Source organism: Streptomyces sp. NBC_01341 (assembly GCF_035946055.1).
Taxonomy (GTDB): Bacteria; Actinomycetota; Actinomycetes; order Streptomycetales; family Streptomycetaceae; genus Streptomyces.
In genome coordinates this window covers 3,936,929-3,960,045 of record NZ_CP108364.1, presented here as the reverse complement: position 1 = coordinate 3,960,045, position 23,117 = coordinate 3,936,929, and the positions used below count along the sequence as shown (strand labels likewise).

19 protein-coding genes and 1 tRNA gene are annotated in these 23,117 nt (G+C 68.2%); 6 read left to right on the top strand and 14 right to left on the bottom strand.

The annotated features are described in order from the left end of the window. Positions 1–56: 56 nt before the first annotated feature. Positions 57–707: a nucleotide exchange factor GrpE gene (gene grpE, locus OG206_RS17495; RefSeq protein WP_327117083.1), complete on the bottom strand. Its 651-nt coding sequence runs from the start codon at positions 705–707 to the stop codon at positions 57–59. After that, positions 704–2,572, bottom strand: coding sequence for a molecular chaperone DnaK (gene dnaK / locus OG206_RS17490; protein WP_327117081.1), 1,869 nt, complete (start codon positions 2,570–2,572; stop codon positions 704–706). The genes grpE and dnaK overlap by 4 nt, the downstream gene beginning before the upstream one ends. A 317-nt stretch (positions 2,573–2,889) precedes the next feature. On the opposite strand from dnaK, the gene OG206_RS17485 reads away from it, so the two are divergent. From OG206_RS17485 to OG206_RS17475, 3 genes are all read left to right on the top strand, one after another. Then, the gene (locus OG206_RS17485) at positions 2,890–3,561 is read left to right on the top strand and encodes a sugar transferase (RefSeq protein WP_327117079.1); all 672 of its coding nucleotides are present in this window, start codon (positions 2,890–2,892) and stop codon (positions 3,559–3,561) included. A gap of 92 nt (positions 3,562–3,653) precedes the next feature. After that, positions 3,654–5,921: a (Fe-S)-binding protein gene (locus tag OG206_RS17480; RefSeq protein WP_327117077.1), complete on the top strand. Its 2,268-nt coding sequence runs from the start codon at positions 3,654–3,656 to the stop codon at positions 5,919–5,921. Positions 5,922–6,141: 220 nt separating this feature from the next. Then, the gene (locus tag OG206_RS17475) at positions 6,142–7,080 is read left to right on the top strand and encodes a Yip1 family protein (protein WP_327117075.1); all 939 of its coding nucleotides are present in this window, start codon (positions 6,142–6,144) and stop codon (positions 7,078–7,080) included. A 98-nt stretch (positions 7,081–7,178) separates the two neighbouring features. Here the strand turns inward: OG206_RS17475 and OG206_RS17470 are convergent, their stop codons facing one another. Both OG206_RS17470 and dcd read right to left on the bottom strand, forming a co-directional pair. Continuing rightward, on the bottom strand, positions 7,179–7,679 hold the full coding sequence (locus OG206_RS17470) for a phosphoribosyltransferase (protein ID WP_327117073.1): 501 nt from the start codon (positions 7,677–7,679) through the stop codon (positions 7,179–7,181). Between the two features lie 6 nt (positions 7,680–7,685). Next, positions 7,686–8,261: a dCTP deaminase gene (dcd, locus tag OG206_RS17465; protein ID WP_327117071.1), complete on the bottom strand. Its 576-nt coding sequence runs from the start codon at positions 8,259–8,261 to the stop codon at positions 7,686–7,688. A 486-nt stretch (positions 8,262–8,747) separates the two neighbouring features. Here dcd and OG206_RS17460 point away from each other — a divergent pair. Next, positions 8,748–8,818, top strand: a tRNA-Gly gene (locus tag OG206_RS17460). Between the two features lie 614 nt (positions 8,819–9,432). On the opposite strand, the gene OG206_RS17455 is transcribed toward OG206_RS17460, so the two are convergent. From OG206_RS17455 to OG206_RS17435, 5 genes are all read right to left on the bottom strand, one after another. Beyond that, positions 9,433–10,287 carry a helix-turn-helix domain-containing protein gene (locus tag OG206_RS17455; RefSeq protein ID WP_442805855.1) on the bottom strand — a complete coding sequence of 285 codons (855 nt, stop codon included), beginning with the start codon at positions 10,285–10,287 and terminating at the stop codon, positions 9,433–9,435. A 253-nt stretch (positions 10,288–10,540) separates the two neighbouring features. After that, positions 10,541–10,936, bottom strand: a complete 396-nt coding sequence (locus OG206_RS17450) for a thiol-disulfide oxidoreductase DCC family protein (protein WP_327117067.1) — start codon at positions 10,934–10,936, stop codon at positions 10,541–10,543. Between the two features lie 308 nt (positions 10,937–11,244). Continuing rightward, positions 11,245–12,468 carry an HTTM domain-containing protein gene (locus tag OG206_RS17445; protein WP_327117065.1) on the bottom strand — a complete coding sequence of 408 codons (1,224 nt, stop codon included), beginning with the start codon at positions 12,466–12,468 and terminating at the stop codon, positions 11,245–11,247. Beyond that, positions 12,458–13,240, bottom strand: a complete 783-nt coding sequence (locus OG206_RS17440) for a DUF5819 family protein (RefSeq protein WP_327117063.1) — start codon at positions 13,238–13,240, stop codon at positions 12,458–12,460. Before OG206_RS17440 ends, OG206_RS17445 begins: the two co-directional genes overlap by 11 nt. Positions 13,241–13,358: 118 nt before the next feature. After that, entirely contained in the window at positions 13,359–14,732 is a 1,374-nt protein-coding gene (locus tag OG206_RS17435; RefSeq protein WP_327117061.1) for an ice-binding family protein, read from the bottom strand. 638 nt (positions 14,733–15,370) lie between these two features. On the opposite strand from OG206_RS17435, the gene OG206_RS17430 reads away from it, so the two are divergent. Next, positions 15,371–16,525, top strand: a complete 1,155-nt coding sequence (locus OG206_RS17430) for a PP2C family protein-serine/threonine phosphatase (RefSeq protein ID WP_442805854.1) — start codon at positions 15,371–15,373, stop codon at positions 16,523–16,525. A gap of 105 nt (positions 16,526–16,630) precedes the next feature. Here OG206_RS17430 and OG206_RS17425 read toward each other — a convergent pair whose 3' ends face one another. Further along, positions 16,631–16,978, bottom strand: coding sequence for a MerR family transcriptional regulator (locus OG206_RS17425; RefSeq protein ID WP_327117057.1), 348 nt, complete (start codon positions 16,976–16,978; stop codon positions 16,631–16,633). A gap of 1,006 nt (positions 16,979–17,984) precedes the next feature. On the opposite strand from OG206_RS17425, the gene OG206_RS17420 reads away from it, so the two are divergent. Further along, positions 17,985–18,200 carry a DUF6243 family protein gene (locus OG206_RS17420; protein ID WP_327117055.1) on the top strand — a complete coding sequence of 72 codons (216 nt, stop codon included), beginning with the start codon at positions 17,985–17,987 and terminating at the stop codon, positions 18,198–18,200. A 123-nt stretch (positions 18,201–18,323) separates the two neighbouring features. On the opposite strand, the gene OG206_RS17415 is transcribed toward OG206_RS17420, so the two are convergent. The 4 genes from OG206_RS17415 to OG206_RS17400 form a co-directional block, all read right to left on the bottom strand. After that, positions 18,324–18,950, bottom strand: coding sequence for a hypothetical protein (locus OG206_RS17415; protein ID WP_327117053.1), 627 nt, complete (start codon positions 18,948–18,950; stop codon positions 18,324–18,326). A gap of 122 nt (positions 18,951–19,072) precedes the next feature. Beyond that, entirely contained in the window at positions 19,073–21,481 is a 2,409-nt protein-coding gene (locus OG206_RS17410) for a PA14 domain-containing protein (protein ID WP_327117051.1), read from the bottom strand. A 195-nt stretch (positions 21,482–21,676) separates the two neighbouring features. Further along, positions 21,677–22,441, bottom strand: a complete 765-nt coding sequence (locus OG206_RS17405; protein WP_327117049.1) for a polysaccharide deacetylase family protein — start codon at positions 22,439–22,441, stop codon at positions 21,677–21,679. 281 nt (positions 22,442–22,722) lie between these two features. Further along, a complete protein-coding gene (locus OG206_RS17400; protein ID WP_327117047.1) occupies positions 22,723–23,109 on the bottom strand; it encodes a hypothetical protein in 387 nt (128 codons plus the stop codon). Positions 23,110–23,117 lie beyond the last annotated feature (8 nt).

The window sequence follows — 23,117 nt, the reverse complement described above, 5'->3', positions numbered from 1 at the left end:
GCCCCTTGGCCGGCCGCACGCCTCGTCGGTGTTCACCGCAGTGGTCGGACTCGATGTCAGACCTCTTCGGTGCCACCGCTCTCCTCGTCGTCTGCCTTCTCTTCCTTCGCCGCCCCGGGCGTGGCGCCCGGCTGCGGTTCGGCCACGGCCACCCGCGCGGGGCGGATGGTGCGCTCCCCGATGCGGTACCCGGGCTGCAGGATCGCCACGCAGGTCGTCTCGGTGACGTCCGGCGCGTACGAGTGCATCAGGGCCTCGTGGATCGTCGGGTCGAAGGGCTCGCCCTCCTTGCCGAACTGCTGGAGGCCCAGCTTCGCGACGACCGTCTCCAGGGATTCGGCCACCGACTTGAAGCCGCCCACGAGCTCGCCGTGCTCGCGGGCCCGGCCGACGTCGTCGAGGACGGGAAGCAGCTCGCTCAGAAGGCCCGCGACCGCGACCTCCTTGACCTGCACCCGGTCGCGCTCGACGCGGCGACGGTAGTTCTGGTACTCGGCCTGCAGCCGCTGGAGGTCGCCCGTGCGCTCGTTGAGCGCGGTACGCACCTGGTCCAGCTGGGCCGTCAGGGCCGCTGTCTGCTGTACGTCCCCGGCCGGGGCCGCCGCCTCCTCCTCGGAGGGGGAGGCGGCCTTCGGCTCGGCGTCGTCGGCACTGGCGCCGGAGGGGACGTCAGGCTTCTCGTCGAAGCCCGGAGTCTCCTCGGTCACACCGCACCGCCCTTGTTGTCCTTCTCGTCGTCCACGATCTCGGCGTCGACGACGTCGTCGTCGGCGCGGCCCTGGCCGTCGCCCGGTGCCTCGGCACCCGGCGTCGCACCCTCGGACTGGGTGTTGGCGTACATCGCCTGGCCCAGCTTCTGGGAGACGGCCGCGACCTTCTCGGTGGCGGTGCGGATCTCGGCTGTGTTGTCGCCCTCGCCGGACTCGCCCTTGAGCTTCTCCTTCAGCTCGGTGAGCGCGGTCTCCACCTCGGCCTTGACGTCACCGGGGACCTTGTCCTCGTTGTCCTTGAGGAACTTCTCCGTCTGGTAGACGAGCTGCTCGCCCTGGTTGCGGGACTCGGCTGCCTCACGGCGGCGGTGGTCCTCGTCGGCGTACTGCTCGGCCTCTTCGCGCATCCGGTTGACCTCGTCCTTCGGCAGCGAGGAGCCACCGGTGACGGTCATCTTCTGCTCCTTGCCGGTGCCGAGGTCCTTGGCGGCGACGTGCATGATGCCGTTGGCGTCGATGTCGAACGCGACCTCGATCTGCGGCACACCGCGCGGGGCCGGCGGCAGGCCGGTGAGCTCGAACATCCCGAGCTTCTTGTTGTACGCCGCGATCTCGCGCTCGCCCTGGTAGACCTGGATCTGCACGGACGGCTGGTTGTCCTCGGCCGTCGTGAAGATCTCGGAGCGCTTGGTCGGGATCGTGGTGTTGCGCTCGATGAGCTTGGTCATGATCCCTCCCTTGGTCTCGATGCCGAGGGACAGCGGGGTGACGTCGAGGAGCAGGACGTCCTTGACCTCGCCCTTGAGGACACCGGCCTGGAGCGAGGCGCCGATGGCGACGACCTCGTCCGGGTTCACACCCTTGTTGGCGTCCTGGCCGCCCGTGAGCTCCTTGACGAGCTCGGCGACGGCCGGCATACGGGTCGAGCCACCGACGAGAACGACGTGGTCGATCTCGGAGAGCTGGATGCCCGCGTCCTTGATGACGTTGTGGAACGGGTTCTTGCAGCGGTCCAGGAGGTCCGCGGTCAGCTGCTGGAACTGCGAGCGCGTGAGCTTCTCGTCCAGGTGCAGCGGGCCCTCGGCGGACGCCGTGATGTAGGGCAGGTTGATCGTGGTCTCGGTCGAGGACGACAGCTCGATCTTCGCCTTCTCCGCGGCCTCGCGGAGACGCTGGAGAGCCATCTTGTCCTTGGACAGGTCCACGCCGTGCCCGTTGGCGAACTGCTTCACCAGGTAGTCGACGACCCGCTGGTCCCAGTCGTCGCCACCGAGGTGGTTGTCACCGTTGGTGGCCTTCACCTCGACGACGCCGTCACCGATCTCCAGGAGGGACACGTCGAAGGTGCCGCCACCGAGGTCGAAGACGAGGATCGTCTGGTCGTCCTTGTCCAGGCCGTACGCCAGCGCGGCGGCGGTCGGCTCGTTGACGATGCGCAGGACGTTCAGGCCCGCGATCTCGCCGGCCTCCTTCGTCGCCTGACGCTCCGAGTCGTTGAAGTAGGCCGGGACGGTGATGACCGCGTCCGCGACCTTCTCACCCAGGTACGCCTCGGCGTCGCGCTTCAGCTTCTGCAGGATGAAGGCGCTCATCTGCTGCGGGTTGAAGCTCTTGCCGTCGAGGTCGATCTTCCAGTCCGTGCCCATGTGGCGCTTGACCGAACGGATCGTCCTGTCGACGTTGGTGACCGCCTGGCGCTTGGCCACCTCGCCGACGAGCACTTCGCCGTTCTTCGCGAAGGCGACGACGGACGGCGTGGTCCTGGCGCCTTCGGCGTTGGTGATGACGGTGGGCTCGCCGCCTTCCAGAACGCTGACGACGGAGTTAGTCGTGCCCAGGTCGATGCCGACCGCACGTGCCATTTCAATTCCTCCAACTGACTACTTGAGTGGATCTGACTCAAGGATGCATGACACCCACCGCGGAGTCAAAGGACCTGAGCGACTTACGCTCAACTTATGTGCTCATAGACCACCTGAACTGGCGTTTTTATCGAGATCCAACACGCAGGGGCCGCTCCGGCGCGCCCACCGGCCGCGATCCTCCCCGACGAATCCGCGACACCCGGGATGCGGCCCACGCCACAACAACCCCTGCCACCATCGCACCGTGGGATCGTTCTGTCACAAAATGCAGCGAGACGGTCATAACGGCGCGTCACCGATCCCGGGCAGGTGCAATGCGGAACGCGAAGCAGACTGCGGCACGAAGGACACGGCACCTCGCGACCTCGGCGCCGGTGCGGGCGGCGCGCCACACCGCCGGGCAGGCGACCGCCGCACTCGCCGCCCTGACCGTCAAGCGGGCGCTGGACCTGTTGCTCGGCTCGACCCTGCTGCTCCTCGCCACCCCAGCCCTCGCGGTCGCCGCCGCCGGTCTCGCCCTCCGCCGGCGCGGCGGCCCCGTAGGCGTGGTGCGACGCGAGACCAGGGTGGGCCTGGGGGGCCGCCTCTTCGAGCTGCGCTCACTGAGCACCCGCCGGTGCCGTTTCGACCTGCTGTCCCGGCTGCCCCACGTCGTACGGGGAGAGCTCTCCATGGTGGGCCCGGCGCCCCTCACCCCGGACCAGGCCGCACTCCTCGGAGCCGCGGCGTCGCGCTGGCGGCACACCGTGCGGCCCGGCCTGACCGGCCTGGCGCAGGTGCGCGCCCGGTCCGGAATGCCCTGGGACGAACCCGCCCTCCTGGACGCGCACTACACGGAGCATCATGGAGCGGGGCTCGACCTGGCGATCCTGGCGCAATCCGTCCGCATCCCCCTGCGCACGGGCCTGAGTGCTCTGAGGCTGCCGGGAAAGGCTCACCTGAGCGACACAGATCACCGCCTGCCCGGCTACAGCGTGGCGGAATAAGTGGATAGTGTCAGCACAGACTGATTAAGTTACTGCTTAGTAATCACTTGTACGCGCTGGATCCCACCCTCGCAGGCCCGAGGAGCCCCCAAATGCAACTCGCCGCGATCATCGTGTCGCTGGTGCTGACCGTCGTCGGCGTTGCGCTCATCGTCCGAGCCGTCGCGCAGATCTACCGGTTCGTCCGTCTCGGACAGCCGGTACCGGCAGGCAGCCGCACCGACGATCCCAAGCAGCGCACGATCACCCTGGTCAAGGAATTCCTCGGCCACACCCGGATGAACCGGTGGGGAATCGTCGGTTTCGCCCACTGGTTCGTCGCGATCGGCTTCCTGACACTGCCGCCGACGCTGCTCCAGGCGTACGGACAGCTCTTCCAGGCCGACTGGGTGCTGCCGATCATCGGCGACTGGCTGCCGTTCGAGCTCTACATCGAGTTCATCGGCATCATGACCGTCCTCGGCATCGTCACCCTGATGGCGATCCGGCTGCTGAACCTGCCCTCCCGGGCCGGCCGCAAGTCCCGCTTCGCCGGCTCCAAGGCCTGGCAGGCGTACTTCGTCGAGTACGTCATCCTCGTCATCGGCCTGGCGATCCTCACCCTGCGCGGCCTCGAAGGCGCGATCCACCACGTCGAGGGCTACGAGGCCGCGTACTTCGTCTCGTATCCGCTCGTCCTCGCCTTCAAGGGCCTGGCGCTCGGCACCCTCCAGAACCTCATCTACTTCACCGCGATGGTGAAGATCGGCGTCTCGCTGATCTGGATGATCACGGTCTCGCTCAACACCAACATGGGTGTGGCCTGGCACCGCTTCCTCGGTTTCCCGAACATCTGGTTCAAGCGGAACGCCGACGGCGCGGTCGCGCTCGGCGCCCTGCAGCCGATGACCAGCGGCGGCAAGGAGATCGACTGGGAGGACCCGGGCGAGGACGACACCTTCGGTGTCTCCCAGGTCGAGCAGTTCTCCTGGAAGGGCATCCTCGACTTCTCCACGTGCACCGAGTGCGGTCGCTGCCAGTCGCAGTGCCCCGCCTGGAACACCGGCAAGCCGCTGTCCCCGAAGCTCCTGATCATGTCCCTGCGTGACCACGCGCACGCCAAGGCCCCGTACCTGCTGGCGGGCGGCGGCAAGGACATGGAGGGCAACGAGAAGGCCTCCGCCGAGGCCCTGAAGGACGTCCCCGCGTCGGCCCTCGCCGAGGCCGAGCGCCCCCTCGTCGGGACGCTGGAGGAGAACGGCGTCATCGACCCGGACGTGCTCTGGTCCTGCACCACCTGCGGTGCGTGCGTGGAGCAGTGCCCGGTCGACATCGAGCACATCGACCACATCGTCGACATGCGCCGCTACCAGGTGATGATCGAGTCCGCGTTCCCGTCCGAGGCGGGCACGATGCTCAAGAACCTGGAGAAGAAGGGCAACCCCTGGGGGCTCGCCAAGAAGCAGCGCGTCGAGTGGACCAAGGAGGTCGACTTCGAGGTCCCGATCGTGGGCAAGGACGTCGAGGACCTCGGCGAGGTCGACTACCTCTACTGGGTCGGCTGCGCGGGCGCCCTCGAGGACCGCGCCAAGAAGACCACGAAGGCCTTCGCGGAGCTCCTCCACATCGCGGGCGTCAAGTTCGCGATCATGGGCGGCGACGAGAAGTGCACCGGTGACTCCGCCCGCCGCCTCGGCAACGAGCCGCTGTTCCAGCAGCTCGGCCAGGAGAACGTCGCGATGCTGAACATGGCGTTCGGTGAGGATGACGAGGACGACTCGACGAAGAAGGCCAAGTCCGCGAAGAAGATCGTCGCGACCTGCCCGCACTGCTTCAACACGATCGCGAACGAGTACCCGCAACTCGGCGGAGAGTACGAGGTCATCCACCACACGCAGCTGCTCCAGCACCTGGTGGACGAGGGCAAGCTGATCCCGGTGACGCCGGTCGAGGGTCTGATCACGTACCACGACCCCTGCTACCTGGGCCGTCACAACAAGATCTACACGCCCCCGCGCGAGATCATCGCGAAGGTGCCGGGTCTGCGGAACGAGGAGATGCACCGGCACAAGGAGCGCGGCTTCTGCTGCGGCGCCGGTGGTGCCCGGATGTGGATGGAGGAGCGGATCGGCAAGCGCATCAACAACGAGCGCGTCGACGAAGCCCTCTCCCTCAACCCGGACATCGTCTCCACGGCCTGCCCGTTCTGCCTCGTCATGCTGACCGACTCGGTCAACGGCAAGAAGAACGACGGCCAGGCGAAGGAGTCGATCCAGGTGGTCGACGTCTCTCAGCTGCTGCTGGAGTCGGTGAAGACCCCTGCCGACCCGGCGGACGAGCCGGAGACGGCCGACCGTCCGGAGCCGGAGCCGGTGAAGTAGCCGGCGCTCACCTGCCGCACGGAAGCGGCCGGACCTGCCTCGGGGGCAGGATCGGCCGCTTCCGTGCGTCCGGGGCCTTCCGCATCGGTGCCTCCGGGACCGTCCCGGGTGGGGCTGACCCCCCGGGGACCCCTTAGGGGATGTCACAGCTAGGCCGCAAAGGCGCCCCTGTTCCCCCGGCCCACACACCGCACCCACATGGACCAGGTACGTTCGATGTGTGGCTGGATTCAGGATCGGACGCGGCCGGGACAACCGCACACCGCAACAACACCCGCAGCAGCAACAGCCGTACGGCGCGCAGGCACCATCGCCGCCCTACGGCCGTCAGTCGTGGCCCCCGGCAGGTGGCGGCGGCGCATCGCGCGGCGGCCCCCAGGGCGGCCCGTACGGCGGCGGGCACGGCGGCAACGGACACGGGGGTGGTCACGGGCAGGGAGGCGGGCGCGGCGGCGGGCACGGCGAACCGGAGTACTTCGGCGACCCGTACCAGCAGCCCGCGCAGCACGACCCGTACGCCAACGCACCTGGACACACCCAGGCGTTCAGCATCGACGAGGACGCGTACGGCGACGGGAACACCTACCAGGCCGGCCAGGCCCCCGCACAGCCCTCGGGCCCGCGGCTCCCCTGGAAGCAACTGCTGAGCGGCATCGTGATGCGCCCCGGGCCGACGTTCTGGCAGATGCGCGACTACCCCGTCTGGGGCCCCGCGATCGTCGTCACGTTCGTCTACGGACTGCTCGCGCTCTTCGGCTTCGACCAGGCCCGCGACGAGGCGATCCACGCGGAGGTCTCCACGGCCGCCCCGTACGTCATCTTCACCGGCATCGGCTTCGTCGTCGGTGGCCTGGTCCTCGGCGCGGTCACCCACACTCTGGCCCGTCAGCTCGGCGGCACCGGCTCCTGGCAGCCCACCGTGGGCCTGTCGATGCTCATCATGTCGATCACGGACGCACCCCGCCTGGTGTTCGCCCTCTTCCTGGGCGGCGAGAACTCCCTGGTCCAGATCCTCGGATGGGTCACCTGGCTGGCCGCCGGAGCACTGTTCACCTCCATGGTGAGCAAGTCGCACGACCTGCCCTGGCCGAAGGCACTCGGCGCCTCCGCGATCCAGCTGGTCGCCCTGCTGTCGATCATCAAGCTCGGCACGATCTGACGCACGCGGCACGATGTGACAGGCGGACGAGAAAAGGGCTCCCGGTGCCAGGCACCGGGAGCCCTTTTCCGCTCTGCCCTTCCGTTCCCGCTGATGCTCTACGAGTCGAGAATCTGCCCTTCACGACGCACGACGGGCTTTTCCACGCTCCACGGGAAGTTGATCCACTGATCGGTCTTCTTCCACACGTATTCGCACTTCACGAGCGACTGCGACTTCTCGTAGATGACCGCGCTGCGCACCTCGGCGACATGGTCCACGCAGAAGTCGCGGACGAGCTTCAGCGTCTTGCCGGTGTCGGCGACGTCGTCGGCGATCAGGACCTTCTTGCGCGTGAAGTCGATCGCGTTCGGGACGGGTGCCAGCATGACGGGCATTTCCAGGGTGGTGCCCACGCCGGTGTAGAACTCGACGTTCACCAGGTGGATGTTCTTGCAGTCCAGGGCATACGCCAGACCACCCGCGACGAATACGCCGCCGCGCGCGATGCTCAGCACGACGTCCGGTTCGTAGCCGTCGTCGGCGACCGCCTGGGCCAGCTCGCGCACGGCGGTCCCGAAGGCCTCGTACGTCAGATTCTCCCGCGCCTCACCAGCCATGCCGTATCACACCTGAGTCCGATGGAAATTCATGAAGGAACGCGAGGCCGTCGGCCCGCGCTGGCCCTGATAACGCGATCCGTACCGCTCGGATCCGTACGGGAACTCGGAGGAGGACGTCAGCCGGAACATGCACAGCTGCCCGATCTTCATTCCCGGCCAGAGCTTTATCGGCAACGTCGCGAGATTCGACAGCTCCAGCGTCACGTGACCCGAGAAACCGGGGTCGATGAAACCGGCGGTCGAATGCGTCACCAGCCCGAGCCGCCCGAGCGAACTCTTCCCCTCCAGCCGCGACGCGAGGTCGTCGGGAAGGGAGATGACCTCGTACGTCGAGGCCAGGACGAACTCCCCCGGATGGAGAATGAACGGCTCGTCGCCCTCGGGCTCGACCTGACGGGTCAGGTCGACCTGCTCGACGGAGGGATCGATATGCGGATAGCGGTGGTTCTCGAACACCCGGAAGTAACGGTCAAGCCGCACATCGATGCTCGAGGGCTGCACCATCGAAGCGTCGAACGGGTCAATGCGAACCCGCCCGGCATCGATCTCGGCCCGGAGGTCCTTATCTGAGAGAAGCACGGTCCGAGGATACGCAGAACGCGCGGGCCCGCCCCAACCGGACCGCCCCGCGCGCCTGCCCCACCTATGTCCCGGTTCCGCCTGCCGCCACTACCGCCGCTCGAACGACACAGGCACCACTTGCCGCAACCGAGCGCAGCGCGGGCAGCGGATGAGCCGCCCGGGGCCGATCCGGTCGGGCCCGAGCTGCTGCATCGGGAACGACGAGGTAGCGAAAACATGCCCTTCGGCACAGCGGACGACGGTGCGCTCCATCGACTCCATCAAGTCCCTTCCCCAACACGCCATGGACGAGACCGCCACATTAGGGGATGAACAGGACGCCACTCCACGCGGCACTCCGACCGCTCACGCTACGCCCTCAACTCCGGCCGCGCGCAACCGCATCCACACCCCGGGACAACACGCAGGCCCCGCGGCGAACACGCCGGGGGCCTGGGATGGGGTACAGTATGGGCGTTGCACTGCCGATGATCGGCGCGCTTCGCGGGTGTAGTTTAATGGTAGAACATGAGCTTCCCAAGCTCAGAGCGCGAGTTCGATTCTCGTCACCCGCTCTTCCACGAACCCCCAGGTCATCGGCCTGGGGGTTCGTCGTTGTCTAGACCTCTAGGGGCCGCCGTGCCCTCCGTATGCCCCAACTCCCATATATGCCCTGTGATTGGCGCCACACCATCCCGATGGAACGTTCCTCCGCAAGTGCAATGGCAGGCTCAACGCACGACTGAGAGTTGCGGCCTCCGGGAGGCGGCTGCACTACGGGCACCACCGCGCCCGCCCTCCTGAGCCAAGACCACCAAGCCGAAGATCAAGTCACTGAGGTCCGCTGCTCGCAGGTCGAGATCACGAGCGATGCGGCACCTCCGGGGAGGGTCGTGTCGACCGCATGGCGGCTGACCCTGGAAGGCTCGCCAACGATCAGGTTGGGCAACGCCGGGTAGCAGGTCACCACTCTGGAAACAGACCCGCTCTCCGCACGCCTGATCGTCACCGACCCTGCCGGCCGTGAAGATGAGGGAACCGACTACGCCTTCCTCGTCCGCGGTCTTCACACTGTTGGCAACGCCAAATGCCTGACCATCGCCGACACCGAGGTGATTCTGAACCACACTCGGCCACTCGACAGCCGGCCGCCGTTACCCGGTGCCCGCGCCCGACGGCGCAGCGGCACTCAGCCACGTGTGCCGTCGTAGCTCCCGATGAGGCCGGAGATGAAGTGCCGGGTGTTGTCGGTGCTGAGCGCCCGAGCCCGCAGGTGGGCGTGGATGACCTCGTAATGCTCCAGGTCGGATCGTTTTTCCAGGTAGAGGTCGCTGGTTGATCCTTCGAGGTAGACCACGCCCGCCTCGGGGCTGTCCGCGAAACTCAGGGTCGAGAACTGTCCTACGGCACCGGGGAGGGCACCCGCACTGTAGGGGAGGACCTGCACAGTGATGTGCGGCTCGGCGCTCAGTGCGTTCAGGTGCTCCAGTTGTTCGCGCATGAGGCCGGGGCTGCCCACGACTCGACGTAGCGTTGATTCATCGAGGATGACGCACAGGCGCAGCGGGTCGGCGTGGTCGTAGATCCGGTGCTGGCGGCGCAGTCGCACCTTCAGGCGGTTGGATGCCTGCTCGACGGTGATCAGCGGGATCGTTTCCTCGATGACTGCCTGGGCGTAGCCGGGGGTCTGCAGCAGATCGGGGATGACCATGGGCGCGAAGGAGCGGATGGAGTGTGCGTCGGTCTCCAGGCCGATGTAGATGCTGTAGGGGATGTCGCCGTAGGCATTCCACCAGCCCTGTTGTGCGGATTCTTTCGCCATCCGCATCAAGGAGTCGAGTATCTGCTGGTCTGTAACGCCGTAGAGCGCGCACAGGTCGCGGACATCGCGGGGGCTGATGGCGCAGTGGCCGTTCTCCATGCGGCTGATCTTCGGCTGGGAGATCAGGAGGCGCTGGGCGACCTGCCCGCCGGTCAGTCCGCATTCGATGCGTAGTCGACGGAGCTCGGCTCCCAGGCGGCGCTTCCTGACGGTGGGGCTCATCCTCGAAACCACGGGTAGTGCATCTCCGGGCGTAATGGGCGCACTGCTGCTCTACAGGCTGCCAAGATCAAGTCTTGAGCGCATTGTGCATCGCTGTGCCGAGGTGGTGACACAAGCGCGTGGAGGGATCCACCCATACGGCGTAACATCAGGTGACTCTGTGTGATGACCGAGAGGGATGCCGGTCCTCGGTCAGCGACTGCCACGGCTTCCACCGCCCACCGGAAACCGCGGTGTCAACAGGTGCAACAGATCAACCCAGGCGGTGATCGGCCGTCAACGCGCAGGTCGGTGAGCCGCCGGGCATCCGGTCACGGTGGGTGGCGATGACTCGGTAGATGCGGTGGGCGATCCAGCGCACCGGTGGCAACGTGAGCAGCCCGCCGGGCCAGGCCCAGATGCCGCCCGCACGCAGCAGGAGTTTGGCGACGGCCTGTGCGCCGCCGTACACCGTGCCTGTCGGCAAGATGTACAGGAGTTCGTGCTGGGCTCTCCGCCGGGTGACGCCGAGGGCGTCGAGGTCGGTGAATTGCCAGGGTGTGACAGTGCACTTGGGCCTGAGGCGGCGCATGAGGTAGCTCACCGAGGTGGTGCAGAAAGCGCAGTCACCGTCGTAGACCAGCACGGAGAGTACGGATTGCGGAGGCATCGGCCCATCCTGTCTGAGTGAACTTCCCTGTGCGGGGGAGTGATCCAGCGTGTACGCCCACCTGGGGAGCAATGGTCGGCGCCAGTTGCGCGTCGGGCGCGATGCGATCGAGATGCGGCGTGTCTACGGGACGCGGGACGCGCCGTGGGGCCCGACGGGCCCCGGCCCTCCTGCCCGCAGGGAGGAGGGCCACGACCATCGAGCCCTGTCGAATCGCGGTGCCCTCTTGCCGGTCCGTGGTGGCACCGGCAGTTCTACATCCGTGCGTCGGTCGGGTGGTTGCCGTACGACAGGGCGGTGCCGGGGGCTCAACGCGGGTCGGGAACCAGCTTGTCCTTGCCGGCTGAGGCCGGGCGCTCCTGACCTGGGGTGGTCTGCCGGCCCGAGGTGGGTGAGCCACTTCTGAACTGTGGAGGTACGGACCGGGAGTCGGGCCCTTCTGAGGGGCTGGACCGTCTCAGGCCGGCTCGCGTGGCCATGCGCCGGGCGCAGCGGGCCAGGAACATGTAGAAGCGGTCCGGGAGGAACGCCGCGTCGGCCACGATCATGGCCCCGGAGAACAGGGGGAGTCCCATGAGGACCGCGATGCCGATGTGCATGCCCAGCAGCATGGCGAGCACGGGGTACTTCAGCCTGCCGAAGAGCACGAAGGGGAAGGCGACCTGGAGGAGCACGGTGACGTAGCTGGCGACCGCGATCACGGTCGGGTACTGGTCCACGAGATGCGAGAGCGCGGGCCAGGGCTGGAAGAGTTCGAGGTTCAGCACGTAGTGGATGGCGGTCCCCCCTCCCCAGGAGGGGCCCTGCACCTTGTACAGGCCGGCCGCTCCGTACAGGAGACAGACCTGGGCTGCGATGACGAAGAGTCCGCAGTTGTGTACGACGGTCGTCAGCGTGACCCGTGCGTCGGTGAGTTGCTGCAGCCAGAAGGTCTTCACAGGCGGCGGTGTCGTGCCCGCTCGTACGACGGCCCGCCGGTTTCTGCGCGCGTCGAGGGACCAGCGCCGACCGCATGCGGTGAGGACGAGGTAGAGGGCCATCAGCAGGATCAGATTGTCGCCCCCGTCCGTCATGAAGATCGCTCTCGCGTGGAAGGAGACCACCACGACGGCGAACAGGACGGACATGATGCGGGTCCGCCAGCCCAGCGTGAAGAGGACGGACGTCGCTACGGCCGCCGCGTAGCACAGCTCGAAGTAGGTGCGGCTGCCGGACAACGTCAGGATGCTGTTCCAGCCCGACTGCTCGAAGAGCTGCTGTGCCAGCTCGGATGTCCACGGCGAGGCGGGGCCCCAGATCTCGCTCCGGTGCGGGAACTCACGCAGGAGGAAGGCGAGGTACAGCAGCCCGTAACCGATGCGCAGTACCGCGGCCGCGTACAGGGACACCGGGCGGCCGGTCACCAGAGCCCACAACGTGCCGGTGCGGTCACTCAGCCACCGGACGACACCGATGTCCGTGGCCGTCTGTCCCGGCGGCCCGTCGGAGGGCACGGCCTGGGACGGGAACGGGGTGATCTGCTCAGATCCCATGTGGGGTCACCTTCCACCAGGGCAGAAGCCGGTTCTCGACCGGTACGGGCGGACGCTTCGAAGCCGCCGTGCCGGGAGCCGCGATGGGCAGTGTCAGGACACGAAGCTGGATGAACTCGAACGGATCGCTGTTGTGGTGCGCGAAACGGTCAGCGGCGATGTTGCGCAGGTACTGCTGCAACATCACGGCCCGTTCCGAGTTCGCCGCGTCGTCGCCACCGTGCAGTTCGACGTAGGTCGTCCACGCCCGGCGCAACAGGTTCTGCGTCGTGTGGCTCGGGAACACGTTGTGCTCGACTGCCGAAGAATCCACTGCGGCCAGGTCGAACCAGTCGCTCACCCGGACCGATCCGTCCGGGGCGGTGTGCGACGTCCTCGCCAGGATCTGCCGGTTGGCGGAGTCCGGATCAGGGGCGAACAGCCGCCAGTTCTGCTCGAACAGGGGGTACACCCACGCGTTCACCTGCGGGCTGTACCGCTTCGATACAGGATTCGCGGGTGCCACATGGAGGAAAACCATGATGACGTGGGTCAGCGCTGTCACCAGACACATGAGCACCACGGTAAACAGGCCCTTGTTCAGGGCACGGGCAGCTTTCTCCCGCTTCGGTGACGCGCCCTCCCCCTTGATACAGGCGCCCGGCACGCCGGACTCGGGCTGTTGCGCTTCTTCCGTGTCCACTGCTTGCATTCGGCCGGACACCGCCCACCCAGTTCTTCTCATGCCAACTCTCGCATTTAATGCCGCTGTCGCGAATACCACTGACGGCATGCGACAGAAAGAGGAATCTGCCGCATGCCGTCGAGCTGTCATCCAGTCATTCGATGCCCGCGGTCAGTCCGAGACCTGGCCCCCGTGAGCCTCGGAACCGCCGCGTCAGGCCCGCGACCTAGCCCGCGTGACCTTCGGGGCCACCCTGCTCGTCGGGCTTGTCCCCGTAGCCGTGGTGCTCACCGTGCTTGTCGTCGCCGCCGCGGCCGGGCTTGCCCTCGGGACCGTGCCCGGGCTTGCCCTCGGGACCGTGCCCGGGCTTGCCCTCGGGACCGTGGTCGGGTCGACCCTCGTGTCCCTTGTCCGGTCCACCCTCGTGACCGTGACCCGGACCGCCGTTGCCCGGTCCACCGTGGCCGGGGCCACCGTGACCCGGACCGCCGTTGCCCGGACCGCCGTGGCCGGGGCCGCCCGGCCCTCCGCCGTTACCGCCGGTGTCGTTCCCCGCGGTGTTGTTGCCGGTCGTGTTGCCCGCGGTGTTACCGCCGGTCGTGTTGCCCGCGGTGTTACCACTGGTCGTGTTGCCCGCGACGTTCCCCGAGGTGTTGCCGGAGATGTTCCCGGACGTACCGCCGGTCACCTGGCCGGCGACCAGACCCCCGGTCGAAACGCCTCCGAGGACACCGCCGACCACGCCTGTCGTCGCACCGCCGGTCGTCACGCCACCCAGCACCCCACCGAGCACACCGGTCGTGGTTCCAGTGGTGGTACCGGTGGTGGTGCCGGTCGTCGTTCCGCCCGTGGTCGTGGTCGAGCACGTGCCGGGGAAGATCCGGTTGTCGTCGAGCGTCACCGCACCGTTGCGGGCCAGCGCACGGCCCTGGATGTTCGTCCCCGTGGTCACACTGATCGAGGTCAGAGCCATGATCGTGCCGACGAACGTGGAGGTGGTACCCAGCGTGGCCGAACTGCCGATCTGCCAGTACACGTTGCAGGCGGACGCGCCGTTCGTCAGAAGCACGCGACTGGAGGACGCCGTGGTGAGGGCCTCGGGAATCTGGAACACCCAGACCGCGTTCGGGTTCCCCCCGGCATCCAGAATCAGGTCACCGGTGAGTCCCACACCCGACACCGCGGTGTACACACCCGGCAGCAGCGTGTCGCCGTTCCCGATACCGGCCGCGAGCGCGAAGTCCGTAGCCTGGCCGGCCGCGTTGTTGTAAGCCACGACAAGATCGCTCTTGGCCTGCAGCGCCGCGGCGTCCGCGGAATGCACCGCACCGAGCACCTGCCCGGGCGGGAACCCGGTGATAGCCGTCCCCGGGCTCACCCCGAGATCCTGGCTGATGACCGAGGGCCCCGTGTTCGTGACCCTTTCACCCGCCAGAACGGAGTACGAGGCAGCCGTGCCCAACGGCACGGGAGTCGCGATGGCCAGCGCCTGCGTCGGTGTCACGGCGACCATGACACCGGCAACGGTCGCGGCAAGCCCCGAGGCAAGCCAGCCGGAGAGGGCTCGGCGGGAAGCCGGCTTAGGGATCTTCAACTTCATCGAGAGGCCATTTCCTGTCGGAGAGTCGTGGTCCACGGCGCACCCGGCCCAGCCAAACGTCCGAGCAGCCGTCACGTTTCCGCCGAATATTGCGCAGCAATTTTCCGCACCCCGGACACGACGCCAGAAATGCGAGCGAAAACGACACCCCAATAAAGTGACAATCAGAGATGGGGAAAGTGTTGACCATAAGCCTATTCACTCCGGTGCACGTCTTTCCTTAACTCACATGACGCAAGGTTTCAGTCGCGCCCGTGACCAGACCCCGTCCCGGATGCTCTCCTGCCGCCGTCCAGGTGAGATCAATGAATCGCTGCCACACGGGCGCGGCACGCCAGCGACCTCATCTCCCGCACAGACTCGACACATTCGACATCCCGTCCCGCCGTCGCCGCCGTTGTCACCCGGCAGATCGCCGTCGGGTCGGTCGGACGCGGCACGCGGTCCGGTCAACACCGTTCCCACTTCACAATCCCCCGCCGCTGCGGGCAGTCGGCCGGAGTGGACCGGCAGGACGGGCTGGACGGCGGGACGAAGGGCCTGGCGGATATCGCGCAGCGTAAGAGAAGGGGCACGTACTGTCATGCCGCGAGCAGGAGAGTCCGCGGTTCCAGGAGGCTGATGTGACACGTGATCGAATGAGACTGGCAGAGGTGCTGGCGGCGGCGGAGGACGCAGCTCCGGCGGACTCCATCGACGTCGTGGCGCGCAATTTGCGAGACCGGTTCGGCGCCCGGTACGTGTCGTTCCTGTTCGTCGACGTCGTCGGTCGGCGCCTCCTGCGGGTGAACGACACCGCGGCTGAGTCACAGGAGCGCCGCGCCGAACAAGTACCCCTCGCCGACAGCGGCCTCTACGACGAGGTCCTGCGCGCCCAGCGGCTGGTGCAGGCTCCGGAAGGGGAACAGGGGCGGCGGGTGCTCGCACCGGTCACCAACCGCGGCGACACCATCGGCGTCCTGGAGCTGTTCCTCGATCACGTCACGCAGGACGTGCTGGAACAGGTCGAGGCGGCTGCGCACGCGTTGGCGTACATCGTCGTCACCGACCGTCGCTTCACCGACCTCTACCACTGGGGCAATCGCACCACCTCGGTCAGCCTGGCCGCGGAAATCCAGCGCCAACTCCTACCGTCGGCCGCCTCCCTGGAAGCCACCGCTTTCACCCTCGCCGGCGCGCTGGTCCCGGCCTCCGACATCGCAGGCGACACCTACGACTACAGCCTGGACAACGACACCCTTCATATGTCCGTCACCGACGCCATGGGCCACGACGTCAACGCCGCACTCACCGCCACCCTCCTGGTCAACGCGTCCCGCGGCGCCCGCCGCGCCGGAACCGACCTCGCCGAACAGGCCCGCCAGATCCACCAGGCCCTCCTCGACCACGGGCAACCCGCCTTCGCCACCGGACAACTGCTACGCATCGCCCTGGACGGGACCAGCACCAAGTTCGTCAACGCCGGCCACCCCCAGCCGTTGCGGCTGCGCGACGGCACAGTCGACCAACTGCCCCTTGCGGCGGACATGCCCTTCGGTATCACCTTGCAGGGCGCCTATCAGGTGCAAGACCTCGATCTGCGCCCCGGTGACCGCCTCGTGCTCCACACCGACGGGATGCAGGAGCGCGAGGCGAAGACCGTGGATCTCCCCGGCCTCATCCGTGCCACAGCCACCGAGCACCCGCGAGAGGCCGTGCGTGCTCTGGTCGCCGCGGTCGCCGATGCCTACGACGACCACCCCCCGGAAGACGACGCCACCGTCCTGTGCCTGGACTGGCACGGCCCCCAGTAGCGAGGCCACGCGAAACCGCGAGCCGCCGTCTCGCCCGCCCGCGCAGCTCGGAGGACGCTCCAGCACGCAGGGGCGGGCCACCAGCTCCTGCGTGGAGCCCGCCGGTCAGCCGTCTTCGGCCGCGGTCGCGGGCTTCGCCGATTCAGCGGTACGGCGGTACTCGGCGTTGATGCGCTGGGCTTCCTCGAGCTGGTCTTCGAGGATGACGATGCGGCAGGCGGCCTCGATGGGGGTGCCCCCGTCGACGAGTTCGCGGGCGCGGGCGGCGATGCGCAGTTGGTAGCGGGAGTAGCGGCGGTGGCCGCCCGCGGAGCGCAGTGGGGTGATGAGGCGGGCTTCGCCGATGGCGCGGAGGAAGCCTTGGGTGGTGCCGAGCATGTCGGCGGCCCTGCCCATGGTGTAGGCGGGGTAGTCGTCGTCGTCGAGACGTCCGAAGGAGTCGTCTGCTGTCATTGCACCTCTCTCGTGGAACGCGTGGAGGGGCCTTGGTGCCGTACGGCACCAAGGCCCCGAAGGAACTGCTACACCATCTGCCGGCCCTGTGACTGCGCCGGCCTTCTGTTTCCGCGTGCCCGACTCGAATGCTGTGGTCGGGGGTGCGGGGATCGCGGTTGCTTGACCGGAGACCACCTCACTATCGATGTCCTGCGGTACCCGGGCTCAAGGCTTCCGCCCGGGCGATCCTGATGGCGCCTGATTCCTCCGTTCTTCCCTCTGGGTCACTCACTTGCCTACTGCTGGTACTGCGGTACTGCTCGCGGCGGCCCCTCATCACTGCGGGCCACCCGGTCCGGTTGTCAGTCCCGTCGCCGACCTACACGAAACACTGGCTTCGCGACTCCACCACCGGCCCGTCCTGCGCATGCAACTGCGGGTCATTCCGCCCAGCAGTTCGTCCCTGCTGGGCCCTGCTGTCCTTCTGGTTACGAGAGAAACCATAGACACACCACAGCCCAATGTCTACTCCCCCCAGCACAGACTTTGCAGTGTTCGGGTGAGAGGTAACCTCCCGCAGATGTGCGGGAAAGAGGCCGGCCAAGGTGACCGAGGGACGGTCGGGCACCTGCGACAAGGCAACGACCGCCCGGCTATCGCCTCGGTGTGTGCCGGGCGCGCGGTTCAGTGCACATGCCGTCGCCGTGCTCGCGGCCACCGACCACGCCCACGGCGGCCCCGTCACGTCCATCCCGACCTGTCCCGGCAGGCGGCGAGCACCGGCGGGTGCGGAGATCCCCGGAAGGAACCGGCGGACAGAGCGCCCGTCGGCCAGGAGCCCGGCCGACGAGCGAAGGCCTGGCGTGCGGGCCCGGCGGAACCGGGTAACGTCTTCGACGTGTTCTTCCAGGCGCCGATTCTCGAGTGAGAGCGTGATGGGCCCCTGCTGACGTCCCTTGACGTCGCCACGCCCGTCATCCACCGACGGATCCGTAGATCACTTCACATCATTCCGGGAGAACCCGTGACCGACAGCAAGAACATCAACAACCCCGTGGGCATGGGCGGCGGCCAGCGCAAGAAGCTGTCCCGCGCCGAGCGGCAGAACAACGGTCCGCACCGCAACCTCGACCGCCAGAATGCCGCCGACCAGAGGGCGGAGCTCGTGCGCAAGATGCGCGAGAAGACGGGCGCGGCCGGGGGCGCCGAGCAGGCGGGCGACGACACCGAGCAGAGCTGACACGACGCCGCCGCGAAGGGGCACGGCACAGGGGCACGGGGCAGGGCCCGGACTGCGGCGCGCGGTCCGGGCCCTGCTGTCGTACCGGGGCTCAGCGCTCGTACCGCGCGGGGCCGGTTCCGCTCAGCCGACGACGTGAACGAACGTCCCCTTCGCAGCGAAATCCCACAGCGCCGTCCCGTCCGCGACACTCTCGCGAATCGCGCCGGTCTTCACCGTGCTGTCGGGTGCGGGAGAAGCCCCGTCAACCGCGTGGGAGAAGGCTGATCGCGCCCCGAAGTAGACCGCGTGCTGGATACGTACACCGTCGCTGCCCGTGCCCTCCGCGCGGCGGAAGGTCACCGCATGCTTCCCCTCCGCCGGGGGCACATTGCCCGGCCACACCGTAAAGGTACGGGCGGTGGACTCGCGCTCGGAGACCAGCCACACCCTTTTCTGGGAGAGCGAGTACACGACCCGGCGCCCGGTTCCGGAATTGTCGGGAACGGGGTAGGTCCTGGGCTTCGTGGCGGAAGGGCGGGGCTTCGGAGTCGGCTTCGAATCGGCACTCGCTGTGCCCTGTGCGGGAATGTTCCGGGAAGCCTGCACCGACAGAAAGGAAATCGTGGCGAGGGCGGCCGCCAGCAGAACGACGATCCAGACACCGGAGGACATCCTGCGGGTCGCCATCAGAATGCTCCTCCATGTCACGCCCTGCCCCATACGCGCAGCGTTCGCGATCATCAGCTTATCGGAGCCCCAGAACTGCACTCGCTGCCATCACGGTGACTCGCGGCCTGCTCAAGTGGCGGGGGCGCAGAGCGGGCCCGGAGCGCAGCGCGCCCTCGGCCTTCGGCACCGCTCCGCGCCCGGTCCCCGCGTCCCACGTCCCGTCAGAGCCAGGAGTCCCAGATCCCGTATGCCGTCGACCGGGTCACGACCTCGGCGCCCGAGGCGTCCAGGCGCACGACACGGTAGTAGTACAGGCCGAGCCGGTCCTCGTGCACCGTGGTGTCCATGTGGAACGCGGCACCGCCCGTCGCACCCTCGGCCAGGGTGACGTAAGCGGCCGTGACCGGGTCCCAGCGCTCCACGCGGTAGCTCGCGAACCGGGAGCAGTCCCCGAGGCCGGAGCTCTCGGAGCAGCCGACATACAGCTCCGGGTACTGGTCCTCACGGACGTCCGTCTCGGTCCAGCCCGGGGGCCGGGTGTCGGGCAGGGTGACCGAGACCTCGGAAGGGTGGAGGACGTCGAGCGGGTTGTCGTCGTGCTGGAGCCGGTCGTCCGTGGCGGCCACCTTGTAGACGTGGGTGGCGCCGTCGGGGACCGTCGGGCAGAGGATCTCGGTCGCGGCCAGGGAGCTGCCCCTCCAGCAGTTCTCCTTCCAGACCGTCTCGCCGCTGTCCGGGTCCGTGACGCCCTGCCAGACGTGGTAGCCGCGGATGTCGGCGTCGGCGGGCGGCGTCCAGGTCAGCCGGACCCCGAGCGCGACGCGTTCCGCGGTCAGGTTCTGCACCGGGGCGGGACGTTCGGTGTCCGGGGTGGTCTGCGTGGCGGCCGGGCCCGGCTGTGAGACGTGTCCGTACCGGTCGGTCGTCACGACCCGGTACTCGTACGTCGTCTCCGACTCGCCCTGGACGTCCCAGCAGCTGCCGTCGACCTGCTTCCGGGCGGAGAGCGGGGCGTCGCCGCCCGTCCAGGTCCACTGGGTCTTCGGGTCCTCCAGCGGCTCGTCCCACGGGGTGAACGGCTTGCACTTGTCCACGACGCGGGTCTCGCCGGTCGCGGTGTCGGTCCGGAGGATCTTGTACGAGGGGAGGGGCGTTTCGTCGACGGTCCACGGGTCGACGCTGCTCCACGTGACCATCACGCCCTCGTCGAACCTGCCGGCGTCGGTCCGGAACGCGGCGATGGCCTCCGGGCGGTCGGCCATCTTCAGCGTGATCTCGGCCGGCGCGGCGGCGTTGCCCTTGGCGTCGACCGAGCGCACCGCGTACCGGTAGCTGTCGGCGACGGCGACCGACTGGCGGGGCACCACGTCCGTCTGCGTGGTGGTGCTCGCGGCCAGGGCGTCGACGTAGCCGCCGGTCGCCGGGTCGTACTGGACGACCTGGTACGAAGCGGCTCCGGTCACGGGCGACCACACCAGATGCGGAACACCCGACCGGTAGTCCACGCGGGCCTGCTCGACCGCGGGCGGCGGGGTCCGGTCGGAGGTGGTGAACGTCGTGGCGGCGGAGTACGCCGACCAGTTCCCGGCGGCGTCCCTGGCCCGGCCTCGGTAGGTGACCTTGCTGCCGTCGGCCGGGTAGCCGGTGTCGCAGACCGCACCTTCGGCACCGGAGTAGATCGTGCTCCACCGGTTCTGGACTGCGTCGAGCCTCTGCATCTCGTACACGACGATGTCGGCGGCGTTCGCGGCGGTGGTGACCAGTTCCGGGGCGGCGTAGGGCTGGTTGCCCGGGCACGCGTCCCATTCGAGGAACGGCGCGGCGGGCGGCGTTCTGTCGACGGTGGTGACGGGCTGGTCGGCGCTGCCGCCCGAGGCGTTGCCCGCCTTGTCGACCGCACGAACCTCGTAGTAGTAGACGGCCCCGGTCTTCGGCAGGGTGCTGTCGGTGTACGACGTCCCGGTGGTCGTGGCGAGCTGCTTGCTGCCGTACGACGCGCCCTTCAACCGCCGGTAGACCCGGTAGTTCGCGAGGTCCATCTCCTTGTTCCTGGACCAGGTGAGCTTGCCGGCGCCGGTGGCGGTGTCGCGGGTGACGGCCACGCCCGTCGGGGTGAGCGGCTTGACCTTGTCGACCGCGGCGGAGGTACGCGGGGTGTAGCCGAATGCGACGTTCGCGGTGCCCGTCCAGTTGACGAAGTCGATGCGGAGCGTATGCCTGCCGCTGGGGACGGTCACGTCGACCGTCTTCCTGACGGTCGCGGACACGTTCTTCCACAGGTCGACCTTGCGTACGTTGTCGACGTAGACCCTTATGCCGTCCTGCGCGGACGCCGTGAAGGTGAACGGGCCGCCCGAGCCGAAGTCACGCGCAACCGACCAGCGCACTCCGAAGTTGTTGGACGGTACGCCGGAGACGGGTGCGCCCGTGCCCCAGTTCTGGTCGATCGCGGAGTCGCAGTCCGTCTTCTTCGGCGCGCCTGCGAACGCCGTGTTCGCGAAGAACTGCCGTGTGAAGGCGGGAGAGGCGCAGCTCGCCACCGCTGAGGCGGATGTGGCGGTGGCGTAGAGCAGTCCGCCTGCCGTGGCCAGAACCAGGGCGGTGGCGGTGGTGCGTCCGGCTGGGTTCATCGGGTCCTTCAGGGGTGTGCGGCGACAGATGACGATCAGGCGTCGCCGAACAGGACCCGCGGAAGCACCGATTGGTTGTACGAGCCGGGGTGGCCGGCTCTCGAGGGTTTCTCGTGGCCGTCGGCCGGGGGCAGCGGAGCTGTTCCGCCGGCCGTGATCCTGCCGGTCGTCCGGCGGCGGTGCGGGTGGCCCCTCTCACCTCACCGGGAAGCCGAAGGCGTACCCCTGCTCCCTGAGCCAGGGCAGTACCTCGCGCAGAGCGTCCAGTGTCTGGGACCGGTCGCCTCCCGCGTCGTGGAAGAGGATCGTCGGGCCGTCGGCGATCTCCCTCTTGACGGTGGCGACCATGGTGTCCGAGCCGGGACGTTCGAAGTCCTTGGTGTCGACGTTCCAGCCCAGGGGCCGCATCCCGTGCGATGCCGCGAGCTGCCGGCTGTACGGGGTGAAGGCGCCGCCCGGGGCTCGGTAGTACTGGGGCCGTACGCCACCGGACGCCTTGATGATCATGCGTTCGGCGTCCAGGATCTGCTGGGACTGGTACGCCTCGGACTTGGTGTCCATGGCGGTGTCGTGCGAGACCGTGTGGTTGCACAGCCGGTGCCCGCCCGCCACGACCGCCTTGACGAGGCCCGGGTACGCCTGGGCCTGCGTGCCGACCATGCAGAACGTGGCCTTCACGCCGTTGTCCTTCAGCAGTTGCAGCACCTGAGGTGTCCAGGCCGGGTCCGGCCCGTCGTCGATGGTGATGTTGACACCCTGCGGGCCGCGGTCCGAGGCGTGCGCGATGTCCACCGCCACCTCGGCCACCCGGGTGTCCGGCGCGGAGTCACGCGCCTGCGGCCGCTCTCCGACCTGTTCGGCCTGCGCGGTCCACACCGAGGCGGCAGCGGCAAGCACGGTCACCCCGAGTGCCGCCGCGAGAAGCCTGCTGTTCCATCCCCTCTCCTTGTGCCGTGCCATGTCCCCGCCCCTTTGCCGTCTCCGCCGATGCCGTGCACCCATGAAGACATACGAAGGCCGGGACAGGCTCCCTCTGTTACCGGTCCCGGACGATTCCACAGGAGGCCGGCGACAAACACAGGGATTCCGCGACAGACGCGGGGCGTGAGGGGCGCGATGGGGTCCGACCTGCGGCTGAGGGCCGGGCGGGGGCGGCGGACGTCGCGCGGCCCCGGTTCGCTGTGCCCGCCTCGCCCGCCGTGCCCCCACCGGCCGCGCGTCCCGGGGGACTCGAACGTGCGTTACCTCAGGGCGTGCGCCGCGGCCTGTGCGAGGGTGCTCGCCGCCTCGGACCGCTCCGCCTTGGTCGACTTCTTGTCCGCCAGCACCTTGGCAGCGGCCGTGAGGACCTTCTTGCCGGGCCGGCGCGGTGTGGTCTGGGCCAGGGCACTGGCCGCAGCGCTCTTCTCGGCCTTCGACCGCTTCTTGGCCCGCACCGTCCTTCCCGCGTCGGAGGCCGGTCCGGACGTGGTCGTCTTCGCCTCGGCCTTGCCCGCCTTGCCGGACGTCTGCGACAGTGCGCTCGCAGCGGCCCTTCTGCTGCTCTTCGACGCTCCGCCCTTGGCGGCCCGGCCTGCCGCCGAGGCGGCCTTCGGGCGCGTGGTGCCGGATGCCTTCGTCTTCGCCATGGTTCTCT

What these genes read in the sequence shown, in the direction of transcription:
- dnaK (WP_327117081.1), bottom strand. Translation starts at nt 2,572, where the DNA reads ATGGCACGTGCGGTCGGCATCGACCTGGGCACGACTAACTCCGTCGTC.
- OG206_RS17485 (WP_327117079.1), top strand. Translation starts at nt 2,890, where the DNA reads ATGCGGAACGCGAAGCAGACTGCGGCACGAAGGACACGGCACCTCGCG.
- OG206_RS17480 (WP_327117077.1), top strand. Translation starts at nt 3,654, where the DNA reads ATGCAACTCGCCGCGATCATCGTGTCGCTGGTGCTGACCGTCGTCGGC.
- OG206_RS17470 (WP_327117073.1), bottom strand. Translation starts at nt 7,679, where the DNA reads ATGGCTGGTGAGGCGCGGGAGAATCTGACGTACGAGGCCTTCGGGACC.
- OG206_RS17455 (WP_442805855.1), bottom strand. Translation starts at nt 10,287, where the DNA reads ATGAGCCCCACCGTCAGGAAGCGCCGCCTGGGAGCCGAGCTCCGTCGA.
- OG206_RS17450 (WP_327117067.1), bottom strand. Translation starts at nt 10,936, where the DNA reads ATGCCTCCGCAATCCGTACTCTCCGTGCTGGTCTACGACGGTGACTGC.
- OG206_RS17445 (WP_327117065.1), bottom strand. Translation starts at nt 12,468, where the DNA reads ATGGGATCTGAGCAGATCACCCCGTTCCCGTCCCAGGCCGTGCCCTCC.
- OG206_RS17440 (WP_327117063.1), bottom strand. Translation starts at nt 13,240, where the DNA reads ATGCCGTCAGTGGTATTCGCGACAGCGGCATTAAATGCGAGAGTTGGC.
- OG206_RS17435 (WP_327117061.1), bottom strand. Translation starts at nt 14,732, where the DNA reads ATGAAGTTGAAGATCCCTAAGCCGGCTTCCCGCCGAGCCCTCTCCGGC.
- OG206_RS17430 (WP_442805854.1), top strand. Translation starts at nt 15,371, where the DNA reads ATGAGACTGGCAGAGGTGCTGGCGGCGGCGGAGGACGCAGCTCCGGCG.
- OG206_RS17425 (WP_327117057.1), bottom strand. Translation starts at nt 16,978, where the DNA reads ATGACAGCAGACGACTCCTTCGGACGTCTCGACGACGACGACTACCCC.
- OG206_RS17410 (WP_327117051.1), bottom strand. Translation starts at nt 21,481, where the DNA reads ATGAACCCAGCCGGACGCACCACCGCCACCGCCCTGGTTCTGGCCACG.
- OG206_RS17405 (WP_327117049.1), bottom strand. Translation starts at nt 22,441, where the DNA reads ATGGCACGGCACAAGGAGAGGGGATGGAACAGCAGGCTTCTCGCGGCG.
- OG206_RS17400 (WP_327117047.1), bottom strand. Translation starts at nt 23,109, where the DNA reads ATGGCGAAGACGAAGGCATCCGGCACCACGCGCCCGAAGGCCGCCTCG.